This is a genomic window from Magnetococcales bacterium (assembly GCA_015231175.1).
Classification (GTDB): domain Bacteria; phylum Pseudomonadota; class Magnetococcia; order Magnetococcales; family DC0425bin3; genus HA3dbin3.
Genome location: JADGBZ010000043.1, coordinates 1 through 21,805, shown reverse-complemented (window position 1 = coordinate 21,805; position 21,805 = coordinate 1). Strand labels below are relative to the sequence as shown.

Here is a 21,805-nt window from a genome sequence, read left to right as displayed (position 1 = left end):
TATGATAAATGGTAACCATCCAGAGCCCTTTTGGGAAAATCCTGGACATGAGAGCCCTTGTCAGGGCTTTGCCCCGAACCCACCAGGGCGTTGTCATATGCAAAAAAAGCCTGGATATGAAAGCTTTTGTCAGGGCTTCGCCCCGAACCCCACCAGGACACCGTCTCAGGCCCTGCCAGGGAGCCAGCCCCCTGGACACCGATGCGTGGCCGGGTGGTGAATGGTTATGTCGGGTTTATATCAAACCGCTTCCGGAGGCGTATCATGGCCGATCCATACGGTCATGGGATCACGAACGCAGCAGGATGGCTGCTGCCGAGGCGATTTCCTGAAATCGTTCCGGCTTGCCGCCCTGATCCGGGTGGTGGGTGAAGGCCAGATCGCGAAAACGTTGCCGAATTTCCTCCCGGGTTGCCTGGGTGGAGAGACCTAAAATCCGGCAGGCCTGTTCCCGCTCCCCCTGTTGGCGAAAGTTGCGCCAAAAACCGGCAAGCATGGCCTCCACATCCTCCCGGCCTGTCGTCGTCATGTTTTCCAGGTTCAGATAGTATGCACCCAGCGGGTCGAGCATATCCGGCACCGCATCCGTTACGCCCTGCCACGGTTGCAACACCGTCTTGAGACAATGGATCTCCAGATCGCCCCGTCCTTCCCGCCGCAGCCGTTCCCGCAAAGTGTAGAGCAGATGAAAAAGGAGAAAATGGGTCTGGAAAAGGTCCAGGGAGTCCCGCAAGTTCCTGTCGGCAAAAGGAGGGGTGCCCTGGTCGGCAAGGGTGCGGTAGAGTTCGTACTCCCGCATCCCTTCCGGGTGGAGCATCAAAATCTCTTCCAAAAGGAGGAGCAGGGGCTCTCCATGCAGATCGTTGGGCATTGTCTGTTCCATGGCCGGCGACATTATGGCATCTTGCTCAGGCTCGCAACCGGGTGTCGAATCGAGACCCGATGGACTGGTTTTCAGGCAAATCCAGGGTGTCGTCTCCCCTGGGGTTTGGGGCAAGACCCAGGTATATCACGATGACTTGGCAACAACGCAACCATGCACCACTACCTGGAACGTACCTTTGCCGATTGGACGAGTTGACCGGCACCCTGGGGCGTGAATTCATCTGGGGAGAAACCACTGACAAGCCCTTTCGCCTGTTTCTTGTCCCTCTTGCAGCGGGGAGAGCCAGGGCCTATGTCAACGCCTGTCCCCACTTTCAGGTGCCCCTGAACCCACCACGTCCTGATTGGCCCTTCCTGCTGCGGGATGAACCGGAAACGATCCGGTGCAGTGTCCATGGCGCCCGTTTCCGGGCCGAGGATGGCCTGTGCACCTGGGGCGATTGCCACGGTGAGTCCTTGCTCCCGGTACCTGTTGATGTGCAGGATGGCCAAATTTTTTTGGCCACCCAGGCTTGAAGCCGAATCACCATTCAGCGCCCTGCAATAAAACAGTTTGGCATGGTAGACTCTGCGCAACCATCCCATTTTTTCAATCTTTTTTTGGAGCCGAGCATGGCAGGACACAGCAAATGGGCCAACATCAAGCACCGCAAAGGGGCGCAGGACGTCAAACGGGGCAAGATATTTACGAAACTGATCCGCGAGATCACCATATCCGCCCGATCTGGTGGTGCGGATCATTCTGCCAATCCGCGCCTACGGGCCGCCATGGCTGCGGCCCGAGCCCAGAACATGCCCAAGGATACCATCGAGAAGGCCATCAAACGGGGTACAGGGGATATGGATGGGGTGGAGTATCAGGAGGTGCGCTACGAAGGGTATGGACCCGGCGGAGTGGCCATCCTGGTGGATACCCTCACCGACAACATCAATCGCACGGTGGCGGATGTGCGCTCCCTGCTCGGCAAACATGGCGGCAATCTGGGAACCACGGGTTGTGTTTCGTATCTCTTTGACCAGAAGGGACAGATTCTGCTGGATGAGGGCTCCGAAGAGACTCTCATGGAGATCACCCTGGAAGCCGGCGCCGAAGATTTGATCGCCGATGGCGACGGCTTCGAAATCATCACCCGACCCGAGGATTTTGAAAAAGTTCTCCAGGCGCTCGCCACGGCAGGGTTCGACAAACCTGCCTCCGCCGAGATCACCATGCGCCCCCAAACCACCGTCACCCTGGGGGAAAAACCCGCCGAAAGCATGCTCAAGCTCATGGATGTCCTGGAGGACCATGACGATGTCCAGCGGGTCTACGCCAACTTTGATATCCCGGATGATGTCATGGAACGCCTGAGCAACGGTTGAGAGGGTGCGCACCTTGGGGATCGACCCGGGCACCACCGTAACCGGATGGGGCATCGTTGAGGCCCATGGCAATTACCTGCGCCATGTGGCCCATGGAACCATCCGCACGCAAGCCGCTTCGCCCCTCCCGGAACGCCTGACGGAGATCTTTCGTGGCTTGTGCGGTGTCATTCACCAACATCAGCCCGAGGTGGCCGCCATCGAGTCCATTTTTTTGGCCCACAATGTTCAAAGCGCCATGAAGTTGGGACATGCACGCGGAGCCGCCATCGTCGCCGCCAGCCAAAGCGGGCTGGCGGTCCATGAATATGCCGCCCTGGAGGTCAAAAAGTCGGTTGTTGGCTATGGACGGGCTGAGAAACATCAAGTCCAGGAGATGGTTCGCGTGCTCCTGGGTATGGGACAGGTTGCCCCGGCAGACGCAGCCGACGCACTGGCGGTGGCCCTGTGCCATGTGCACCAGAGCACATCCCCTCGACACCGGTTGCATCCATGATCGTACCCACCTAAAAAACGATTGAAAACGGGTAACGCTTCACCACCCGGCCACACATTGGGTCCAGGGGGCTGGCTCCCTGCCGGTTCCAGGACCGCGCCCAGGTGGGGTTCGGGGCGAAGCCCTGACAAAGGCTTTCCCGTCCTGGCTTTTCTTGAAGGGGTACTGAACGGTTACCCTCGACGAGGATGCATCGTTACGACTTATCTTATGCATCGTAGCGGTCGCAAACCACCGCACTCAACTGGTCGCTGATACCCGGGTAGCTCTTGATGACCCGGGTGAAATCCGTCCGGCTCAGGACATAGAGGTCGCAGAAGGTGATGCAACGCACGGTCGCCGTTCTCTCGATGTCACGCAGAAGGGCCACTTCACCAAAGAAGGAACCGGCCCGCAATTTGACCAGGGGGTGTCCCTCCGGAGTCAAAACCTCGACGACGCCGTGACTCAGAAAATACATCTCCTCTCCCCTTTCACCGGCCTGCAACACCAGCTCCCGGGGGGTGCAGATCCGGGTGGTCAGGCATTCCACCAGATCGGCCAGGCACGCCTCTCCCACGTTCCTGAAAAACGGAACATGTTGCAACATGACCATGTTGACGTATTTGTTGATCTCCCTTTGCAGCTCGGGAGGCAACTCCTGGAGAATTTCCGAGGTCAGTGCGGCCCTTTCTGTCAAAAAATGATTGTAAAAACTGAATATATCTCCCTGGAGGTGCAAGGGTATGTTGAAGGTTCTCATGAACTGGGCCAGGGCGGCAAACTTTTCCCGTCGGCGGTTCTCGAACGAATTGGCATTGGCGATGGTGGTGGAGATGTTGCCGATGATGAAACCATACATGCCGATGCCCACCAGCATGACCACGATGGCATAAACGCGCGAGGCATCCGTCGACGGCGTGATGTCTCCATACCCCACCGTGGCCACGGTGACCACCAGCCAGTAAAACGCCTGGATATAAATGGATAGGGGATCCGTGTTGGCTGTTTCGTGGATCATGATCCATCCACAGGTCAACAAATTCATGCCGATCACCACCCAAAACAACATCATGATAACCTTGACCCGCTGGCTGGCGCCCAATCGGATGGTTTCCACCAAGGCATGCTCCGTATGGGAACGCAAGTCGGCGACCACGCTGGGAACCAGGGCCAGACGGAGCATCCGCGTCAAACGCATGATACGCAGGATGGCCAACGTCTCGGCATCGCTGCCATGGAGAAACAGGGCAGTGGCCAGAAGCTCCCAGGGAATGGTGGAGATCAGGTCAATGAGGAACCGGCGCCGCAGATAGCGTTTGCGAATGGCTCGCAAATCCCTGATCTGCTCCCCATCCTTCAGGAACGGGGTGTGAAAATTGACGTAGATGTCGACCACGAAGAAGACGGTCAGAACGACATCCAGGATGAAGGACCATTGGGGGGTGTCAAGGCGCAGAGCGATGGCAATCGGCACGGAAACGCCGTACCAACCAACAGCCGCAAGGATGATATAGTCCCAATAGATGCGAAACCGACCCTTGGGAATCAAAAAAGAATTCAATTCGGAGGACATCTCGAATCAACCTTGAGCGCCTGTAACAATTCACCACCAGGCAACAAACCGGGGTCCAGGGGGCCGGCTCCCTGGCAGGTCCAGGACAGAGTCCTGGTTGGGTTCGGGGCAAAGCCCCGACAAAGGCTTTCATATCCAAGCCTTTCTTGAAAAGGTGGTGAATAGCTACTCATGTCCAAGCTTTTCTTGCAAGGGTGGTGAAAGGTTACGAGTGCCTTTCGCACGAAACGCCGGACAACCCTTCCGTTCAAACTGACGGACCCTCCCGCGCCACGCATGTCAGAGTCAGCATCGTAGTGGTAGTATTTGCGGTTCGTAAAGGGCAATAATCAGGATTTTTTTGCGCCGTTGGCAAAAAAGGCCCAGGGGGCGGGCTTCGGTCCGCCTTCTGGCGCATTTTTTTTGCGTCAGAAGGCGGATGTATTGCAGGTTTACAAGAAAGGGGGGCAGTGCCACACTATTTCAAATGCGATTGCCCTGGGCAATAACGACTCTCGTCCCGTAATCGTTCAGACACCCCATGTTCAGTTGCCATTCAGCACCCGGCCACGCTCGGGGTCCAGGGGGCTGGCTCCCTGGCAGGGCCTTGGACAGCGTCCTGATGGGGTTTGGGGCGAAGCCCTGACAAAGGCTTTCATGTCCAGGCTTATCTTGCAAGGGTGCCGAATAGTGACACCCTGCAATCGATTCGGCAACCCTGAGGTTGCCCGGTGTGCAGCTAGACTTGATTCCGGATGCGACTGCCGCTGGTCTCAACCGCAGACTGAAAGGCCACCAGGTTGCCAAAACTCTCCACGGGGGTCTCATAGAAGAGCCTTTCCAGATGGTCAGCCGCATCCACAGCCTCGTCCCGGGTCAATCCCTCCGCGATGATCCTGCCGTTGTGACACAAAAAAAATCCAACGCCACCGCTGTCAACTTGAAAATGTTTCATGACCATCCTCCTTCTTTATTTTCTCGTAGCCTTCCGTAGACAAATCCCCTCACGGCTGTTTTTGACGCCTTGACGGCAAATCGATGCAAAAGTAATGCCAATAAATAAATTATTGCCGACAAAAAGCAATCACCGTTCATCGCCCGGTCACAAGTCAGGATCCAAAGGGCTGACTCCCTGGCAGGGCCTTGGTGTGCTGACTCTCCCGGCAAGGCGTGCCGCCGACCGGGGGAAAAATCATCCGGGCAGGAAAAAATAGACTTCCCTGGTCAAGTTCTTTATGGCCAACATGCGAGGCATCATGTACATTTCCGGCGTGATTGACATGGGGGGATGTTGGATTGGGCGGTCCACACGTCAAGCCGCGACATCCAACTACCGGAGACGTTCTGCAACACCCGGGTTTTTTGCCGGGATGACCTTGTTTCGAGGCTGAACCATGAGGTTTTTGATCGTCGATGACCAATTCAACAATCGCATGCTGTTGGAAAAAATCCTGTCCAGGTACGGTTCCTGTGATTTTGCGGCGAATGGCCTGGAGGCTGTTGAAACTTTTCAATTTGCGCTGGAGGATGGCGACCCTTACAGCTTGGTGTGTCTAGACATCATGATGCCGGTCATGGATGGCCAGAAGGCCCTGGCGCGCATGCGGGAAATCGAGGAAAAGGCCGGAGTTGCCAAGAGTTCTCCTGCCGTTATTTTTATGATCAGCGCCCTGGATACCGAAGAACAATTCGCCAAGGCTTTCTTCCAGGGTGGCTGCAACGACTACATCACCAAGCCGATCACATCGACAAAAATAATCCAAAAACTCAAAGAGTATTGCCTGATCGAATCATAAAGCCTGGGTATCCATTCGGCACTCTTCCCATGGTGCCTCGGCCTTTTCATTTGGGGGTGCGTGGTCATGGACTCTCTGCTGGTCGTTGAAGATTCACGGAGTTTTGCTTCCCTGTTGCGCAGCCGTTTGCAAGAAGCTTTTTCTTGCGAAGTGGTCGTTGCCCGTACCTTCGCCGAGGCCAAGAAATGGAGCCTCTCCCAACATGGTCAATGCTTTTTGGGTATTCTCGACCTGCATCTGCCCGATGCCCCCGATGGCGAAATCGTCGATCTGATCCTCTCCCACAAAATCCCCTGCATCGTCCTGACCGGCGAGTTCAAGGAGGATTTGCGCAGCAAGGTTCTCTCCAAGGGGGTGCTGGATTATTTCATTAAAGATAATATACACGTTATTGATTCTGTTATTTATTTTATTCAACGCCTGCGCCAGAATCAAAATATTCAGGTTTTGGTGGTGGATGATTCTCGCAGTTTTCGTTACAGCCTGTGCCGGTTTCTGCGCCTGCATGGTTTTAAGGTTTTGGAAGCGGCGGACGGGGAGCAGGCCCTGAAAATTTTGGACGAAAACAATGTGCGCATGGTGATCTCCGATTACGAGATGCCCGGCATGGATGGTTTCCAGTTGACCAAACGCATTCGCGCCAAATACCAGCGGGATCACGTTGCTATCATTGGGCTCTCCTCGCATGGCGACATGAATCTCGCCGCCCAGTTTATCAAGGCCGGCGCCAACGACTTCCTGACCAAGCCGTTCCGGAACGAGGAGCTGTTCTGCCGCGTTTCGCAAAACGTCGAACTGATCGAAAAACACGAGGCCCTGGAAGATCTGGTCCAGGAACGAACCAAACGTCTGGAAGAGACCCTGGTCAAACTTCGCAGCCGGGAAAATCACCTCAAGTCGGTTCTGGAGAGTGCGCTGGATGCCATTGTCACCATCGACAAAGATGGCCGCATGGTGGATTTCAATCCCGCCGCAGAAAAATTATTTGGTTTCAACCGCGACGAGATGCTGGGAAAACCCATCGTCGATACGCTCATGCCTCCCCATGCGCGTGCAGGTCATCAGGCTTCCTTTGCCCAGAGGCTCTCCCAAGGTGAGGGGGCCATCAACCTGAAACGGCGCATCGAGGTCCAGGGACTGCGGCACGATGGCCTGTTGATCGATCTGGAGATGGCGCTGACCTCCCTGGTCAACGACGGGCGGTTATTCTTTACTGGCTTCATGCACGACATCACCGAACGCAAACAACTGGTCAAATCCCTGGAAGAGACTTTGACCGTGGCGGAATCGGCCAACCGGGCGAAGAGCGAATTCCTGGCCAACATGAGCCATGAGATCCGCACCCCCATGAATGCGGTCATCGGCATGACCGACCTGCTGATGGAGGGCAATCCCACCGCAGAGCAACGTGAATACCTGGAGATTGTCCAAAACTCTTCCCGCTCCCTGTTGGAATTGATCAACGGCATCCTGGACTTGTCCAAGATCGAGGCGGGACATCTCAAACTGGAGCAGATCTCCTTCGACCTGCTGGGGCGGATCGAAACGGCCTGTGAAGGATTGGCAGTCAAGGCGCACCAAAAAGATCTGGACCTGTTGTGCCATGTCGCCACGGATCTGCCGGAAACCCTGGTGGGCGATCCGCTCCGCCTCAACCAGATTTTAATCAACCTGCTTGGCAATGCCATCAAGTTCACCGACGCAGGAGAGGTGGTGCTGCGCGTGCGCCTGGCCAGACCCGGGGAGGTTCCTGGCGCCAGGCTGCGGCCTCCCGGCGTGGGCAATCGGGTTACGGTGCATTTTTCGGTTTCCGACACGGGTATCGGTATCCCGCGCGACCGGCAGGACAGGGTCTTTGAACGCTTTACCCAGGCGGACGGCTCCACAACCCGTCAATTCGGCGGGTCCGGACTGGGGTTGACCATCAGTCGCAGCCTGGTGACCATGATGAATGGAGAGATGTGGCTGGAAAGCGAAGAGGGATTTGGCAGCACCTTCCATTTTACCGCCGAGTTCTCCCTGGGCAAGCGCAGCTCGGAACAACCAGGGCGGGTCATGGAGGAACGGGTAGGCCAGGCACCGGCAGAACCCCTGGCCGGTCTCTCCGTCCTGACGGTCTGGAAAAGCGCCATTGGCCGGGAGATTCTGCGCGAAACCCTGACCTCGGCTGGTCTTCTGGTCCAGGATTCTGTCGATGTGACCGACATGTTGGCCAATCTGGATCGGGCCAAAAAGCTCGCACGCCCCTTTGATCTCCTGATATTGGATCACGGTATCATTGACCAGGAGAATCAGCCTTCGTCGGCCTGGCGCGAACATGCCGGATGGCATGGTCATGTAGTTCTCCTACTGCCGACTCATCTGCGCCTGGAGGATGTCGAAAGCGTGTGCCGCCTGGATGGTCAGGTTTGCTGCCGCAAGCCGGTCAAAAGGTTTGCCTTGCTTCGGTCCATCAAGCAGGCCATGGGCGTCCCGACCTCCCCACAGAGTTCCCAACCCGCAGCCAAAACCGAGCCACAACCCCTTCCCAAGCCCCTGGAAAACTCCTCGCGCATCCTCCTGGTAGAGGATTTGATCAACAACCAAAAATTGGCGCTGGCCATCCTCGAACGGGGGGGACATCGGGTCACGGTGGCCAACAACGGCATGGAAGCCCTCGAAGCCATGGCCCGCGCCGATTTCGATCTCATCCTGATGGATCTACAGATGCCAGAGATGGATGGCCATGAAACCACGCGCATCATCCGTGCTGGTGACGGGCACCTGAGCAGCAAGAAAGAGACACCGATCATCGCCGTGACCGCCCACGCCCTGGAAGAGGTCAAACAACGTTGCCTGGAAGAGGGGATGAATGGATTTTTGCGCAAACCTTATCGGCCCCAAGAGTTGACCGAGGCCATCGCTCCGTTTCTTGTCAAATCCACCCCTCCTGTCCGGCAATCCCTTCCCAAAACCGCCAAAACCAACGAAACGCCCGTACTCAAACCAGCCCCTGGCGACCCGGCTGATTTTGCTCGCCAGCGCGACCTCTTCTTGCGGGAAGGGCCCGCAAAGTTGAACGCCTTGCGGCGGCAACTGGAGATCAAGGATCCCCTCCAGGCCCACAAGAGTGCCGACTGGCTGAAAAACGTCGCCACCCAGGTTGGTGCCTCCAGGGTTCGGATCAAGGCCATGTTGCTCGCCGGCAAGGCGGAAATGAAAAACTGGGCAGAGTTCGCCACCATCCTTGAAGAGCTTGCCCAAGAGGTGGAAAAAGCGGTGACGGCACTTCAGGCAACCATCGATGCCGGGTAGCAGCAAATTTGGGGTCACTATCCGGCACCATCTCAAAAAAAACCTGGATATGAAGGCCTTTGTCAGGGCTTTGCCCCGAACCCCACCAGGGCGCTGCCCTGGACTAAGCCAGGGAGCCAGCCCCCTGGATCCCGATTCGTTAAAAACCTGGATATGAAGGCCTTTGTCAGGGCTTTGCCCCGAACCCCACCAGGGCGCTGCCCTGGACTAAGCCAGGGAGCCAGCCCCCTGGACCCCGATTCGTTGGCGGGTGGTTAACGATTACCTCACACCCGTTTTCTCCGTGACCCAATCGAGAACACGTTGTGCAAGCATGTCGTAGGAAAAAGATTGCGCAATGACGGATGGATCGTTGCGCGGTTCCTGTTGCAGACACCGCCGAAGATCATCTCGGGTGCGGAAATAGAGGATCTCGTCGTCCCAATGCGGTGGTTCGACATTGACCCGGTCATCATTCAGGATTGGAATACAGCCACACGCCGACAACTCGGCCAAACGCTGCGTTTTGATTTGGTGCGGATGCGCCGACAAGGCATAACGTGCCTGATTGTACATCGCAGCCAGTTCCGGGCCATAGGACAACTCTCCGCGATAATATGGGGCGACAATCGGCACCTCTTCCCAAAACCGCCCATAGATTTCCACATCCCATTCCATTTCCGGGGCAAGCTCACACAACCATTCAACGGATCGGTTGCGTACCACATAAGGATAGACATACTCTTTTATTTGAATATAATCCAGTTTGGTTTCTTCCGACAATTCACGTATCAGGGAATCGGAAATGACAGAGCCCTGTTCAAACATGCTGCGAAGTTTGTCAACGATCATGTTGACTTCCGGCGAATTTTCAATTGAATGATGGTGGGAACTGCCTATGAATACGACCTTGCGACGATCTTTTCGAGGCACCTTATTTTGGAAGCAGTCCAAATCCACGCACATGTCTTGACGATAAATTTTTCTTGCGCCCGTTGCGTAAATCATTTCGTCAAACTCGGGATAAGCGGAAAGAACAATATCCCGTTCCCGCCAGGGAAGTGTTCCAGAATCATTTTTCGGATTGGACAGAGGATCCTGATACCAGACGATGTTAAAAACATCCGGATGGTAACCAAGTTCGTGTTTGGCATAATTGACATTGAAAACGATATGGGGATTGAAAGAATACAGGCCACGGGCATAGGCATACCCTTCCAGGGATTCCAGATCATTTTTTTCAATTTCAAACAGAACTTCACACCCCAGCCTTTTGAATGCCTTGGCCACATTGGCAGAGGCATGCTGCATAACGGTTGTCAGCCGGGAACTGAGCAGATAGACCCGCAAAGGTTGGCCATCCACAAAAACGGGTGGCTGCGCGTGTATGCGAGGCAGTAGTTGTCGATAGGCATTTTGTCGATCCACCATGGACATCACGATTTGTATGGCAACCTCCCGTGCCCTGCCAAACTCTTCGGGATTGCCTGGATCAAAATCCACTGTTTGCGGAAGACGTGATCGGGTCGTGGCAAAAAATTGTCGTACCCTCTCCTCGGGCACGTAGATCAGAGGCGCCAGATCCGTGTTTGTGATGGTGAAATCCATGTGGTAACAGATTTGCGGATTGGTAAAGACTCTAAAAACCTTGAAACTGTTTTTTTCCCGGGCCACGGACAGGGCTTTGTGTCCATCCAGAAAAAAGGTGTCCATAATCCGGTTCGCTGGATAAAGGGGTGCGGTGGCTGGAGAATGATAATCGCGGGCCCGCAGAAAGAGGTTGACCATGATGGTCATGCCCTTTTTCTGATGGATGGATGCCAAAAGCTGATAAGCTGCGGCAAGGTCAGGTTTGAGGCGAATGGCCTGGTTCAGGCAAAAAACCGCATCTTCCTTTTGATCTTGCCGGGTCAAGATCTCGGCGCAGGCAAAATAGACATCGGCACGGCTGGGGTCCAGGCGGACGGCGGTCTGATAATGTTTTAACGCCGTGGCATCATCGTTTCTATCTCTCAACACATCCCCCATGCTTATGTGCAGCATGGGATCGTTGGGTCTGTATTCCAGGGTCTTGAGCAGCAATCGCTCGGCTTTGTCAACAATTTTTGCGCTTGAGTAGAGAACCAACAACAGCTCCACCAAACTGATATGATCGGGATAATCAGCGAGTAAAGCCTCGGCCTTTGCGATCGCCTCCAAAAATTTCCCAAGATTGTAAAGGTTTGATATTTGCTGAATTGAAGCAACCAATTTGCTACTATCCGGAGGAGTTTTTTCCATTTTTTCAGACCTGTTTTCCGCAACGATTCACCATCCGGCCACGAAACGGGGTCCAGGGGGCTAGCTCCCTGGCAGGGCCTAAGACAGCGTCCTGGTGGTGTTCGGGGCGAAGCCCTGACAAAGGCTTTCATGTCAAATTTTTTCTTGAAAGGGTGCCGAAGAGTGACTCAGGCCAAACACTTCATAGGCATTCAAAGGCTTGGGAGCATCGACATAGGCTGTCACATATTGGTCGATAAACTTATGGTTTTCGCCAATGATACAGTAGGGGTGGTCATCGGTGAACCACGGATTGGGCAGGATGGCGTTGCGCATCTCCGTCAAAGTTTTATCCTTGATATTGCCAAGGCTGAATTGCAGAAAATTGCACGGCAAAAGCTCGCCAGCGGCGGTGATGCTCATGAACTCTGTTGCAGCCGGGCAATAATCCTTTTCGGTGTCGAAGATGTCCCGCTTGACGGCAACGTCCCCGTTTGGCAGACGTGGGGTGGTTCGATATAACTCCTTGATAAAACTGGCGTCTTCCGGGGTGATCAGGATATCTTTACGTCCATCCCACTTGCCGACCGGCTCCGCGACTTGCACCTCAAGGCGGACCCGCTTGCGTTTCGTGTATGCGTGGATTTGCTGAAAACCTTCCGAGTAGAGGGATTGATGGGTGACAACGGTGGAAACGCCGACGAACAATCCAGCGGCCAGGATTTGATCAACAGCCCGGATGGCCCGCCGATAGGAACCCGGCAGGCGTCCCGCATCGTGTTCGGCTTCGATGCCGGAGTCCAGGCTGATCGTGATTTTATCGACCTGCAAATGTTTGAGCCAGGCAATGGTGTCTGCCGTCATGTGCCAGCCGTTGGAGACGACATTGAGATAGGTGGCGTCCGGATGGCACGATTTGAGAACGGACTCCAATCGATCCCGGGCCTCCAGAACTTCACCACCCTGGATGATGTAGTGAAAAACACCCATGGCAAAAGCTTCGTCGAAAGTTTTGGCCAGAATGTCGATGTCAATTTCGGGTACATCGCGGAAGGTTTCGGCGTAACATTTGGGACAGTTCATATTGCAACGGGAAGTGATGTCCAAGGCCATGGTGCGCATGGTTCCCCGTTTGTGTTGCCGATGCCGTTCGTGGAGTTGGGGTTTCAATGCATACATGCCCGATTGTCCTTGATGTGGTGGGAACTACCCATCCAACACAACAAATTTCTCTCTGCTGGTTTTTTTGATCTGTTTTCCAGCGGGGTGTCGGGAGACTACGGCCTTTCCATGTTTCCTTCAAGGATGCGAATTCCCATGGAACGACCAACCTGGATGGCCCAGCGGCGGGACCAGTGTCCCCCCTGGAACAAGCACCTGCGCTTGCGGCGGCGTGAATGGTTGGGGAGAATCTCCTGAATCCAGGAGGCGAAGGGGACCGAGAACCCGGTTTTGGGCCTGTTGACGACGGAGACCGGCAGGGGTGGAGATGGTGCGGCTGCCAGCAGACGTTTGCCGGATGGGCCCAACGCATGGATCATCAGGGGGGCGAGACGGCGGATCAGTTCCACATCCACGAGGGGCACACGCACCTCCAGGGAGTGGGCCATGCTGGCCCAGTCCGTATCCCGCAGAAGCTGGTTGCGCATGTAGAGGGATCCTTCCAGGGCTGCCACCCGGGCATGGGATGAGAGGGGATCCGGATCCAGGACTGAATCTATGATCGCAAACGGGCACAAACGCTCAAGCCCTTTCTGGGCCAGGTCATTTCCCAGGAGGGCCGGCAACTCCCATGGCATGAACAAACCGCGTCGCAGCAGATAGGCCCCCGACCAGCTACCGCCATGCAAAACCATACCGGCCATTTTGGGGCTGAGTCCTCTGGGGAGTATGGGGGTCAGAATGTGTCGCACCATGGAACCAAAACCGGGAATGCGCGCCAAAGGGGAAAACGAGCGCACCCATTTGGGCAGATCCTGAAAGGAGGAATAACCTCCGAATAATTCGTCACCACCAAGGCCGGAGATGGCCACCTTGAGGCCTTGTTCCCGCGCTGCCTTGCTGACAAACCAGGTGTTGATGCCGTCGATGCTGGGTTGATCCATGGCTTGCAGAACTTGCGGAATTTCAGCCAGAAACTCCTCCTTTTGCACGGTCCGCAGGGTATGTGGGGAGTGATAGGAGCGGGCAGTTGCAACGGCCAGGACCGACTCATCTTCAGGGAGGTCACAAAACTCTTCAAATTTCAGGGTAATGGATCGAAGTGTCTGGCCGGAGGAGTAGGCCATTCCCAGGAGTGAGCCGGAATCGACGCCCGCCGAGAGGAAACACCCCACCGGCACGTCGCTCTCCAGGTGGTGCTGTATGGAGTCCCGTACAGCTTCGGCCACCATGGATTCTGCAACGGCATCGGAAACGGTGGGGCTCGCGTCGGCGGCGTCACGCCAGAGAGATGCCAGGGAGAAATATTGCCGAGGCTGCTCGACCCGATCTGGACGCACCATCATCCAGTGGCCGGCTGGCAAAGCGCGGATTTGCCGATGCAGGGTGAAAGGTTCCGGCACCGAACCCAGCAGCAGAAATCCCACCATGCCGGCTGCGTCCAACCCGGCGTCCAACCCTTTTCCGGCCAAAAGGGATTTGACCTGGGATGCAACGCGCAACGTGCCACCGTCGTCGGCATAATACAGGGGTTTGATTCCCAGGGGATCCCGGGCCAGAAACAAGGTCTGGCCGATGGCGTCCCACAAGGCGAAGGCGAACATGCCACGCAAGGCATCCACCATGGCGGGACCGCGCTGCGCGTACAGGTGCAGCAGCACCTCGGTATCGGATGTGGTCCGAAAGCGAGATCCGCCTTGTTCCAACTCCCGCCGCAAGACCCGGTGGTTGTAGATCTCCCCATTGAACACCACCGTATAACGCCCATCCGCCGAATGCATGGGCTGATTGGCCCGGTCGTTCAGGTCAATGATGGAGAGACGGCGATGCCCCAGCAGGAGTCGTCCCCGGGGTTCGGACCACTCCCCGGCAGCATCCGGCCCACGATGGGCCATGTGATCGCGGATGAGACGCAACTCTCGAAGGGAGGGCGGCGGCGCATGGGAAGCATAGGAAAAAAGTGCAACGACTCCACACATGGGCCAACCTTCTCCACCCGTAACCACTCAGCATCTTTCCAAGAAAAGCTTGGACATGAAAGCCTTTGTCAGGGCTTCGCCCCGAACCCCACCCGGACTCTGTCCTGGACCTGCCAGGGAGCCAGCTCCCTGGATCCCGAATCATTATCTTCGCAAGAAAAGTTTGGACATGAAAGCCTTTGTCAGGGCTTCGCCCCGAACCCACCCGGACTCTGTCCTGGACCTGCCAGGGAACCCGCTCCCTGGATCCCGAATCATTATCTTTGCAAAAAAGCTTGAATATGAAAGCCTTTGTCAGGGCTTCGCCCCGAACCTCACCAGGGCGCTGCCCTGGACCCGCCAGGGAGCCAGCCCCCTGGACCCCGCTTCCAGGAATCCGTCGCTCGACCCCCGGGGAGGGGGAGATCCCCCCCCAGGCGCACGTCAGCGGCAAGCCTCCGCAAGTCTGCAACTTACAGTCCAAGTTCGGCAAAAAAATTGTTGCCTTTGTCGTCGACAATGATGAAGGCAGGAAAATCCTTTACTTCGATGCGGTAGACAGCTTCCATGCCCAGCTCGGGGTAATCGATGACCTCGACTTTTTTGATGGATTCCTGGGCCAGTTGGGCAGCGGCGCCACCTATGGACCCCAAATAAAAACCGCCATGATTTTTACAGGCGGTGGTGACTTCGGCGCCACGGTTTCCCTTGGCCAACATGACAAGGGATCCGCCATGGGCCTGGAAGCGTTCCACATAGCTGTCCATGCGCCCGGCGGTCGTGGGGCCGAAGGAGCCCGAGGCATATCCCTGCGGCGTTTTGGCGGGGCCGGCATAGTAGACGATGTGGTTGCGGAAATAGTCCGGTATCCCCTCTCCCCGGTCCAGGCGCTCCTGAATTTTGGCATGGGCGATATCCCGCGCCACCACGATGGAGCCGGTCAACATGACCCGGGTACGAATGGGGTGGCGGGAGAGGGTTTGCCGAATTTCTGCCATAGGGCGGTTGAGATCGAGATGGACCACTTCACCGGACAGGGAGTCCGCTTTGATTTCAGGAAGGAAACGTGCCGGATCCCGCTCCAGTTCCTCCAGCCAGATTCCCTCGCTATTGATTTTTCCGAGGATGTTGCGGTCCGCCGAGCAGGAGACCCCGATGCCAACCGGACAGGAGGCCCCATGCCGGGGCAGGCGGATGACCCGTACATCGTGGGCGAAATATTTGCCACCGAACTGGGCGCCCAGGCCGATCTCCTGGGTGATTTTCAAGATTTCCGCTTCCAACGCCACATCCCGGAAACCGCGTCCCCAGGCGTCGCCGGTGGTGGGTAGGTTGTCCAGATAGCGGGTGGTGGCCAGTTTGACGGTCTTCAGGACAAACTCGGGCGAAGTGCCGCCGATGACGATTCCCAGGTGATAAGGGGGGCAGGCGGAGGTGCCCAGAGTGAGAATTTTTTCGCGCAAAAATGCCTTGAGGGAGGTGGGATTGAGCAGTGCCTTGGTCTGTTGGAACAAATAGGTTTTGTTGGCGGACCCTCCCCCCTTGGCCATGAAGAGAAATTTGTAATAATCCCCATCCACCGCCTCGATATCGATCTGGGCGGGCAGGTTGGTGCCGGTGTTTTTTTCCTCGTAGAGGCTCAACGGGGCGACCTGGGAGTAGCGGAGGTTGGTTTCGGTGTAGGTCTTGAAGATGCCTCGCGAGAGGGCCGCCTTGTCGCCGCCGCCGGTCCAGACACGTTGCCCTTTTTTGGCGATCACCATGGCCGTTCCGGTGTCCTGACAACTGGGCAGGATCATGCCGGCGGCAATGTTGGCATTTTTGAGCAGCTCCAGGGCCACGTAACGGTCATTGGCTGAAGCCTCCGGGTCGTCGATGATGCGGCGCAACTGCTGCAAATGGCTCGGGCGCAGCAGGTGAGCGACATCCCGCATGGCCTCCCGGGCCAGCAGGGTCAGCCCTTCCGGATTGACCGTCAGCATGTCGGTGCCCTGAAAAGAGATTTTGCTGACATGCTCCCTTGTCAACAGGCGGTACGGGGTGGCGTCCGGGCCGATATCCAGCAGTTCTGTGAAGTGAAATTCCGGCATGTCGGGAGTCTCCTGAAATCTGGGATGGAGATCCAGGAGAAAGGGCCACGCCCTTCTTCCTGGTGGGGTTTGGGGCAACGCCCCCCAAAAAAAACCATTAAAAGACTGGGATGGAGGTCCAGGAGGAAGGGCTGCGCCCTTCCTCCTGGTGGGGTTTGGGGCAACGCCCCAAAAATGGGCTATTAAAAGACTGGTCTGCCAAATTGTCTACGGATCGGCGATGGATGGCACCACATGATCTGGACGAATGCCAAGCTGGTCACACAAGGTTGTCACGGAACCTGCGTGGCCGGAAAGAACCCCCGACAGGGTCAGGCAGGTGTCGAAGCCCATGGCGGCACCGCCCAGAATATCGGTCTCCAGGGTATCCCCGACCATGAGGATGCGATTTCTTGGGACTTTTCCCATCCGTTCCAGGACCAGATCGAACACCGGAGAAAAAGGTTTGCCCAGACCAATCCAGGGGGCAGCAAAACGTTTTTCCAGATCCGCAGCCGTCAGGCCCGAGACCCACAGATTGTTGCCGCAGGAGTCGGGAGCCACAAAATCCGGGTTGGCCACCAGCAAAGGTCGAGTTCGTTCCGACAGCAGAGACTCGACGAGCCTTTGCTGGGGGCCGCCATGGTATTCAACATCGCTGCACAAAAGGATGTACTCCGCCTCTTGCCCACTCTGGTCGGTCGGGCACCCTCCTTTCGGGGAAAAATTGACCATCAACTTTTCCGGTTGCGGTGCATAGGCCAAAGCCCCGGCCTGTGTGCCCACGAGACAATAGGGCCGATCCCGGAACCGGCTGCGGGCCACGGCGGGCCTCACGGCCATGCCCGAGGTGACCAACTGCTCCGCGTCCAGCGCAAATCCCATGCCCCGCAACTGCTCCATGATCTGGGGAGGGGAGAGACAGGCGTTGTTGGACACCAGAAAAAAGGATTTGTTCTCCCTGCGCAACGCAGCCAGGGTTTGGACCGCTCCAGGGATGGGGGTTGGGCCGCGGTTCAAAACGCCATAAGCGTCGAACAGAATGCAATCGTACCCGGCAGCCAAGGTGAGAAAACGGGAGGTGTGCAATACCCTGCCACCCCGCAACCGCTCCTCCAACGCCGGCTGCTCCGCCACCAGCCGTTGCCGATAGCGGCGGGACAACGCCTGCAATGCCCTAGCTTCCGGCAGGATGGGTTTGAACGACATGCGACCACGTCTCCTTGCTGGTTTGACAACCAAGCCATCCCTGTCATTCTAGCAGCGAACCTGTCATTACATACAGGGAGATTGCGGAATTTGACCGTCACGGGCGCTACGAAATTTTTCTATACAAATCGCATAATATTTTTTTATAATGGGATAAGGTGGTACCGGGATGTTACCGGTTGGTCGTTCATGTTGAGGATCCGGCGCCCGCCGGTTTTTTACTCGTCTCACGGGGTGGGAATCAATGAGTTTTTCCGATACCAGGTTGCGTGTGTTCCATGCAGTTGCCAAACACCTTTCCTTTACACGGGCAGCGGAGGAGCTGAACCTGACCCAGCCTGCCGTCACCTTTCAAATCCGACAACTGGAAGAGCATTTCAATACGCGCCTCTTTGACCGGCACCACAACCGGATCACGTTGACCGATGCTGGTGTCACGGTCTTCACCTATGCGGAACGGATCCTGGAGCTGTATCGCGAGACCGAAAAGGCCATCAACGAGATGACGGGCGTCACGCGGGGCCTGGTCAAGCTGGGGGCCTCCACCACCATTGGCGAGTACCTTTTGCCCCGCATCATGAGTGGCTACAACAAAAAATTTCCGGGTGTGCAGATTCGCCTGACGGTCCACAACACACGTCTGGTAATCCGCAAACTGGAGGATGCGACCATTGATGTTGGCATGGTCGAGGGACCGGTGAAAAACAAGAACATGTCGGTCCGTGCCTGCACCGAAGACGAACTGGTGGTGATCATTCCTCCCGGTCATCCCCTGGCCCAGAACGAGGAGATCCCCATCCACCTGCTGAAGGAGTACCCCTTTGTTTCCCGCGAGGAGGGGTCCGGCACCCGGGCAGTGATCACCGAGTTTTTTGAGAAAGCGGGGTTACCCTACGAACAACTGGACCTGGTGCTGGAGTTGGGCAGCACCGAAGCGGTCAAGGAGGCTGTGGAGGGCGGGGTCGGATTCAGCATTGTCTCCAGTGTTGCCTTGCGCAAGGAGTTGATCCTGCGCAGCCTGACCACACGTCGCATCAAGGGTGTTCCCATGAAGCGCAAGATCAATTTTGTCTACCAGAAGCAAAAATTCCGTTCCAAAGCCGTCGAGGAGTTTTTCAACTATGCCATGGAGCGTTGTGGCGGCTTTGACCGCTGACGTGTCCCAAGTGCATGCAACGACGCGGTTGATCGTGGCGGTTGATGGTCCGGCAGGAGCTGGCAAGGGAGCCGTCTGTCGGGCCGTGGCGAACCGTTTTGACCTGGCCTACCTGGAGACCGGCACGATCTATCGGGCTGTCGGCCTGCTGGCGTTGCGCCAGGGATGGACGGATCCGGATACCGTGGCTGCCGCTGCCGCCACCATGAATTTTACCTTTCGCCGCGTCGAGACCGACACCTATCGGGCCTTTTTGGACGATGAAGATGTCACTGCCGCCTTGCGTCAGGAAGAGGTCGGCATCGCGGCCTCCTGGTACGCCGCTTTGCCCCAGGTGCGTTCTGCCTTGCTGGCGTTTCAACGGCAATATGGCGCCCCGGCTGCTGCCATCCTGGATGGCCGGGATGTCGGGACCGTCGTACACCCGAATGCCGCCTTGAAAATATTTTTGACCGCCTCCCTGGATGTCCGGGCAAAAAGACGGTTCCAGGAGTTGCAACAGGCTGGGGAAGCTGTTAGCTTCCAGGGGATTCTCGCCCAGATGGCGGAACGCGATGCCCGGGACAGCGGGCGTACACATGGACCTCTGGTGCCGGCGGTTGACGCCGTCCGGATCGACACCACCCACCTGACGCTGGAAGAAAGCATCGATCGGGTCGTGGAACTTGTCGGCAAGGCCTTGTCACAACCGGCCTGCACAGGTTGACGGGGGTTCTCCCTACAACTCTTTTTCGAGGTAAGTTTCGTGGTAGCAGAAGAGCGGGTCCAGGACCCCGAATCAGGGGATGAAGATTTTGCCGCCCTGCTGGAGGAATCCTTCAACCAGGGTGTCGGCAAAGAAGGGCAGGTGGTCACGGGGACCATCATCCAGCAGGAGGGAGAGGAGTTCGTCATCGACGTTGGCCTGAAGTCGGAAGGCCGATTGCCGATACGGGAATTCCTGGATGCGTCAGGCGCTGTCGCGGTCAAGGTTGGCGATCAGGTGGATGTCTTCGTGGAGCGCTCCGAAGACCAGAATGGTCAAGCTGTCCTCTCCCGGGAAAAAGCGAAGCGGGAAGAGGCCTGGGTCAACCTGGAAAAAGCCTTCAACGAACAGAAGGTCGTGCATGGCCGGATCATTGGCAAGGTCAAGGGTGGGTACACCGTCGACATCAACTCCCTGGCCGCCTTCCTGCCCGGTTCGCAGGTCGATGTCCGACCGGTACACGACATCTCACGTCTCCAGGATGACAGCCAGCCTTTCGACATTCTGAAGATGGACCGGCGCCGTGGCAACATTGTCGTCTCCCGGCGCACCGTCATTGAAAAACAGCGGGAAGATGCCCGAAAAGCCTTGCTGGAGACGCTCCACGAAGGGATGATCCTGGATGGAGTGGTCAAAAATATCACGGATTACGGCGCCTTCGTCGATCTGGGCGGCCTCGATGGCTTGCTGCATATCACCGATATGTCCTGGAAACGGGTCAAACACCCCTCCAGCGTCGTCAATGTCGGCGATACCGTTTCGGTCCAGGTGATCAAGTTCAACTCCGAAACCCAGCGTATCTCCCTGGGCATGAAGCAACTCCTGACCGACCCCTGGGAAGGGATTGGCGCCAAATATCCCCCCTCCGCCCGTTTCCGGGGTGTGGTGACCAACATCACCGATTACGGCGCCTTCGTGGAGTTGGAGCCCGGCGTCGAGGGTTTGGCCCACGTCTCCGAGCTGGCCTGGACCAAGAAAAACATCCACCCCTCCAAAATTTTGGAAGTGGGCAAAGAGGTGGAGGTCATGGTCCTGGATGTGGATGCCGAGCGTCGCCGCATCTCCCTGGGCTTGAAGCAGTGTCAGGAAAATCCCTGGGAGGCCTTTGCCCAGACCCACCCCGTCGGTACCACGGTGACCGGCGAGATCAAAAACATCACCGAGTTTGGCCTCTTCGTGGGCCTTGAGGGAGATATCGATGGCCTGGTTCACCTCTCGGATGTCACCTGGGATCCGGCGGTGGGCGAGGATGCCCTCAAACAGTTCCAGAAGGGCCAACAGGTTGAAGCCGTGGTTCTCTCCCTGGATCCCGAAAAAGAGCGCATCTCCCTGGGATTGAAGCAGGCCCACCCCGACGATTGGAGCCAATGGGCCGATGCCCATGCCAAAGGCAGCACGATCACCGGCGTCGTCAAGGAGCAGTTGACCTCCGGTTGGATCCTGACCCTGGCCGAAGGTGTGGAAGGTCTGTTGCGCAAGGCCGAAATTTCCCGCGACAACCGGGAAACCGGCCTCGTCCTGGATAATGGCGCCGAGGTGGAGGTCAAGATCACCCAAATCGACCGCCAAAAACGCAAGATTTCCCTCTCCATCAAAGCCCTGGAAATGGACCAGGAGCGCCAGGCCCTGAAGGAGTACACCTCCACGCGCGGTGTCGCCACCAGCAGCCTGGGCGAAGCCCTGAGCCAGGCCCTGGAAAAAGCCGGCAGCGGCTCCTGATACCGATCTCGTTTTAAAAACCTGCCATACGTCCGCCTTTTGGCGCAAAAAGATGCGCCAAAAGGCGGACCATGGCCCGCCCCCCGGGCCTTTTTTGCAAACAGCGCAAAAAAGGCCTGGGAGAAGGGGGGGGGGCGTACAAAAACAAAACGGGGCGCTGCCCCGGACCCCGCAAGGGCGCTG

At 56.8% G+C, this 21,805-nt stretch carries 16 protein-coding genes; 8 read left to right on the top strand and 8 right to left on the bottom strand.

Annotated features, from left to right (window positions below; all coding sequences use genetic code 11):
- Nucleotides 1–289: 289 nt before the first annotated feature.
- Nucleotides 290–871 (bottom strand): DnaJ domain-containing protein, encoded by a 582-nt coding sequence (locus HQL63_10150; protein MBF0177191.1) that lies wholly within the window; start codon nucleotides 869–871, stop codon nucleotides 290–292.
- A gap of 143 nt (nucleotides 872–1,014) precedes the next feature.
- Between HQL63_10150 and HQL63_10145 the strand changes: the two genes are divergently transcribed.
- From HQL63_10145 to ruvC, 3 genes are all read left to right on the top strand, one after another.
- The gene (locus HQL63_10145) at nucleotides 1,015–1,401 is read left to right on the top strand and encodes a Rieske 2Fe-2S domain-containing protein (GenBank protein MBF0177190.1); all 387 of its coding nucleotides are present in this window, start codon (nucleotides 1,015–1,017) and stop codon (nucleotides 1,399–1,401) included.
- A gap of 96 nt (nucleotides 1,402–1,497) precedes the next feature.
- The gene (locus HQL63_10140; protein MBF0177189.1) at nucleotides 1,498–2,247 is read left to right on the top strand and encodes a YebC/PmpR family DNA-binding transcriptional regulator; all 750 of its coding nucleotides are present in this window, start codon (nucleotides 1,498–1,500) and stop codon (nucleotides 2,245–2,247) included.
- Nucleotides 2,248–2,251: 4 nt separating this feature from the next.
- Nucleotides 2,252–2,743: a crossover junction endodeoxyribonuclease RuvC gene (gene ruvC, locus HQL63_10135; protein MBF0177188.1), complete on the top strand. Its 492-nt coding sequence runs from the start codon at nucleotides 2,252–2,254 to the stop codon at nucleotides 2,741–2,743.
- Between the two features lie 208 nt (nucleotides 2,744–2,951).
- On the opposite strand, the gene HQL63_10130 is transcribed toward ruvC, so the two are convergent.
- Together HQL63_10130 and HQL63_10125 are read right to left on the bottom strand one after the other, a co-directional pair.
- The gene (locus tag HQL63_10130; protein MBF0177187.1) at nucleotides 2,952–4,298 is read right to left on the bottom strand and encodes an ion transporter; all 1,347 of its coding nucleotides are present in this window, start codon (nucleotides 4,296–4,298) and stop codon (nucleotides 2,952–2,954) included.
- 718 nt (nucleotides 4,299–5,016) lie between these two features.
- Entirely contained in the window at nucleotides 5,017–5,232 is a 216-nt protein-coding gene (locus HQL63_10125; GenBank protein MBF0177186.1) for a hypothetical protein, read from the bottom strand.
- Between the two features lie 439 nt (nucleotides 5,233–5,671).
- Here HQL63_10125 and HQL63_10120 point away from each other — a divergent pair, with 439 nt between their 5' ends.
- Both HQL63_10120 and HQL63_10115 read left to right on the top strand, forming a co-directional pair.
- Nucleotides 5,672–6,073 (top strand): response regulator, encoded by a 402-nt coding sequence (locus HQL63_10120; GenBank protein ID MBF0177185.1) that lies wholly within the window; start codon nucleotides 5,672–5,674, stop codon nucleotides 6,071–6,073.
- A 66-nt stretch (nucleotides 6,074–6,139) separates the two neighbouring features.
- Complete coding sequence (locus HQL63_10115; GenBank protein ID MBF0177184.1) at nucleotides 6,140–9,367, top strand: response regulator; 3,228 nt, start codon at nucleotides 6,140–6,142, stop codon at nucleotides 9,365–9,367.
- Nucleotides 9,368–9,628: 261 nt separating this feature from the next.
- Here the strand turns inward: HQL63_10115 and HQL63_10110 are convergent, their stop codons facing one another.
- From HQL63_10110 to HQL63_10090, 5 genes are all read right to left on the bottom strand, one after another.
- Nucleotides 9,629–11,545: a tetratricopeptide repeat protein gene (locus tag HQL63_10110; GenBank protein MBF0177183.1), complete on the bottom strand. Its 1,917-nt coding sequence runs from the start codon at nucleotides 11,543–11,545 to the stop codon at nucleotides 9,629–9,631.
- 213 nt (nucleotides 11,546–11,758) lie between these two features.
- A complete protein-coding gene (locus tag HQL63_10105) occupies nucleotides 11,759–12,784 on the bottom strand; it encodes a radical SAM protein (GenBank protein ID MBF0177182.1) in 1,026 nt (341 codons plus the stop codon).
- Between the two features lie 98 nt (nucleotides 12,785–12,882).
- Nucleotides 12,883–14,745, bottom strand: coding sequence for an asparagine synthase (glutamine-hydrolyzing) (asnB, locus tag HQL63_10100; GenBank protein ID MBF0177181.1), 1,863 nt, complete (start codon nucleotides 14,743–14,745; stop codon nucleotides 12,883–12,885).
- 452 nt (nucleotides 14,746–15,197) lie between these two features.
- On the bottom strand, nucleotides 15,198–16,814 hold the full coding sequence (locus tag HQL63_10095) for a fumarate hydratase (protein ID MBF0177180.1): 1,617 nt from the start codon (nucleotides 16,812–16,814) through the stop codon (nucleotides 15,198–15,200).
- A gap of 207 nt (nucleotides 16,815–17,021) precedes the next feature.
- Entirely contained in the window at nucleotides 17,022–18,002 is a 981-nt protein-coding gene (locus tag HQL63_10090; GenBank protein ID MBF0177179.1) for an HAD-IIA family hydrolase, read from the bottom strand.
- A gap of 244 nt (nucleotides 18,003–18,246) precedes the next feature.
- Here HQL63_10090 and HQL63_10085 point away from each other — a divergent pair, with 244 nt between their 5' ends.
- Genes HQL63_10085 through rpsA form a run of 3 tightly spaced genes read left to right on the top strand, consistent with a single transcriptional unit; the run spans nucleotide 18,247 to nucleotide 21,622 of the window.
- Nucleotides 18,247–19,158, top strand: coding sequence for a LysR family transcriptional regulator (locus tag HQL63_10085; protein MBF0177178.1), 912 nt, complete (start codon nucleotides 18,247–18,249; stop codon nucleotides 19,156–19,158).
- On the top strand, nucleotides 19,124–19,864 hold the full coding sequence (locus tag HQL63_10080; GenBank protein MBF0177177.1) for a (d)CMP kinase: 741 nt from the start codon (nucleotides 19,124–19,126) through the stop codon (nucleotides 19,862–19,864). Before HQL63_10085 ends, HQL63_10080 begins: the two co-directional genes overlap by 35 nt.
- A gap of 39 nt (nucleotides 19,865–19,903) precedes the next feature.
- The gene (gene rpsA, locus HQL63_10075; GenBank protein ID MBF0177176.1) at nucleotides 19,904–21,622 is read left to right on the top strand and encodes a 30S ribosomal protein S1; all 1,719 of its coding nucleotides are present in this window, start codon (nucleotides 19,904–19,906) and stop codon (nucleotides 21,620–21,622) included.
- Nucleotides 21,623–21,805 lie beyond the last annotated feature (183 nt).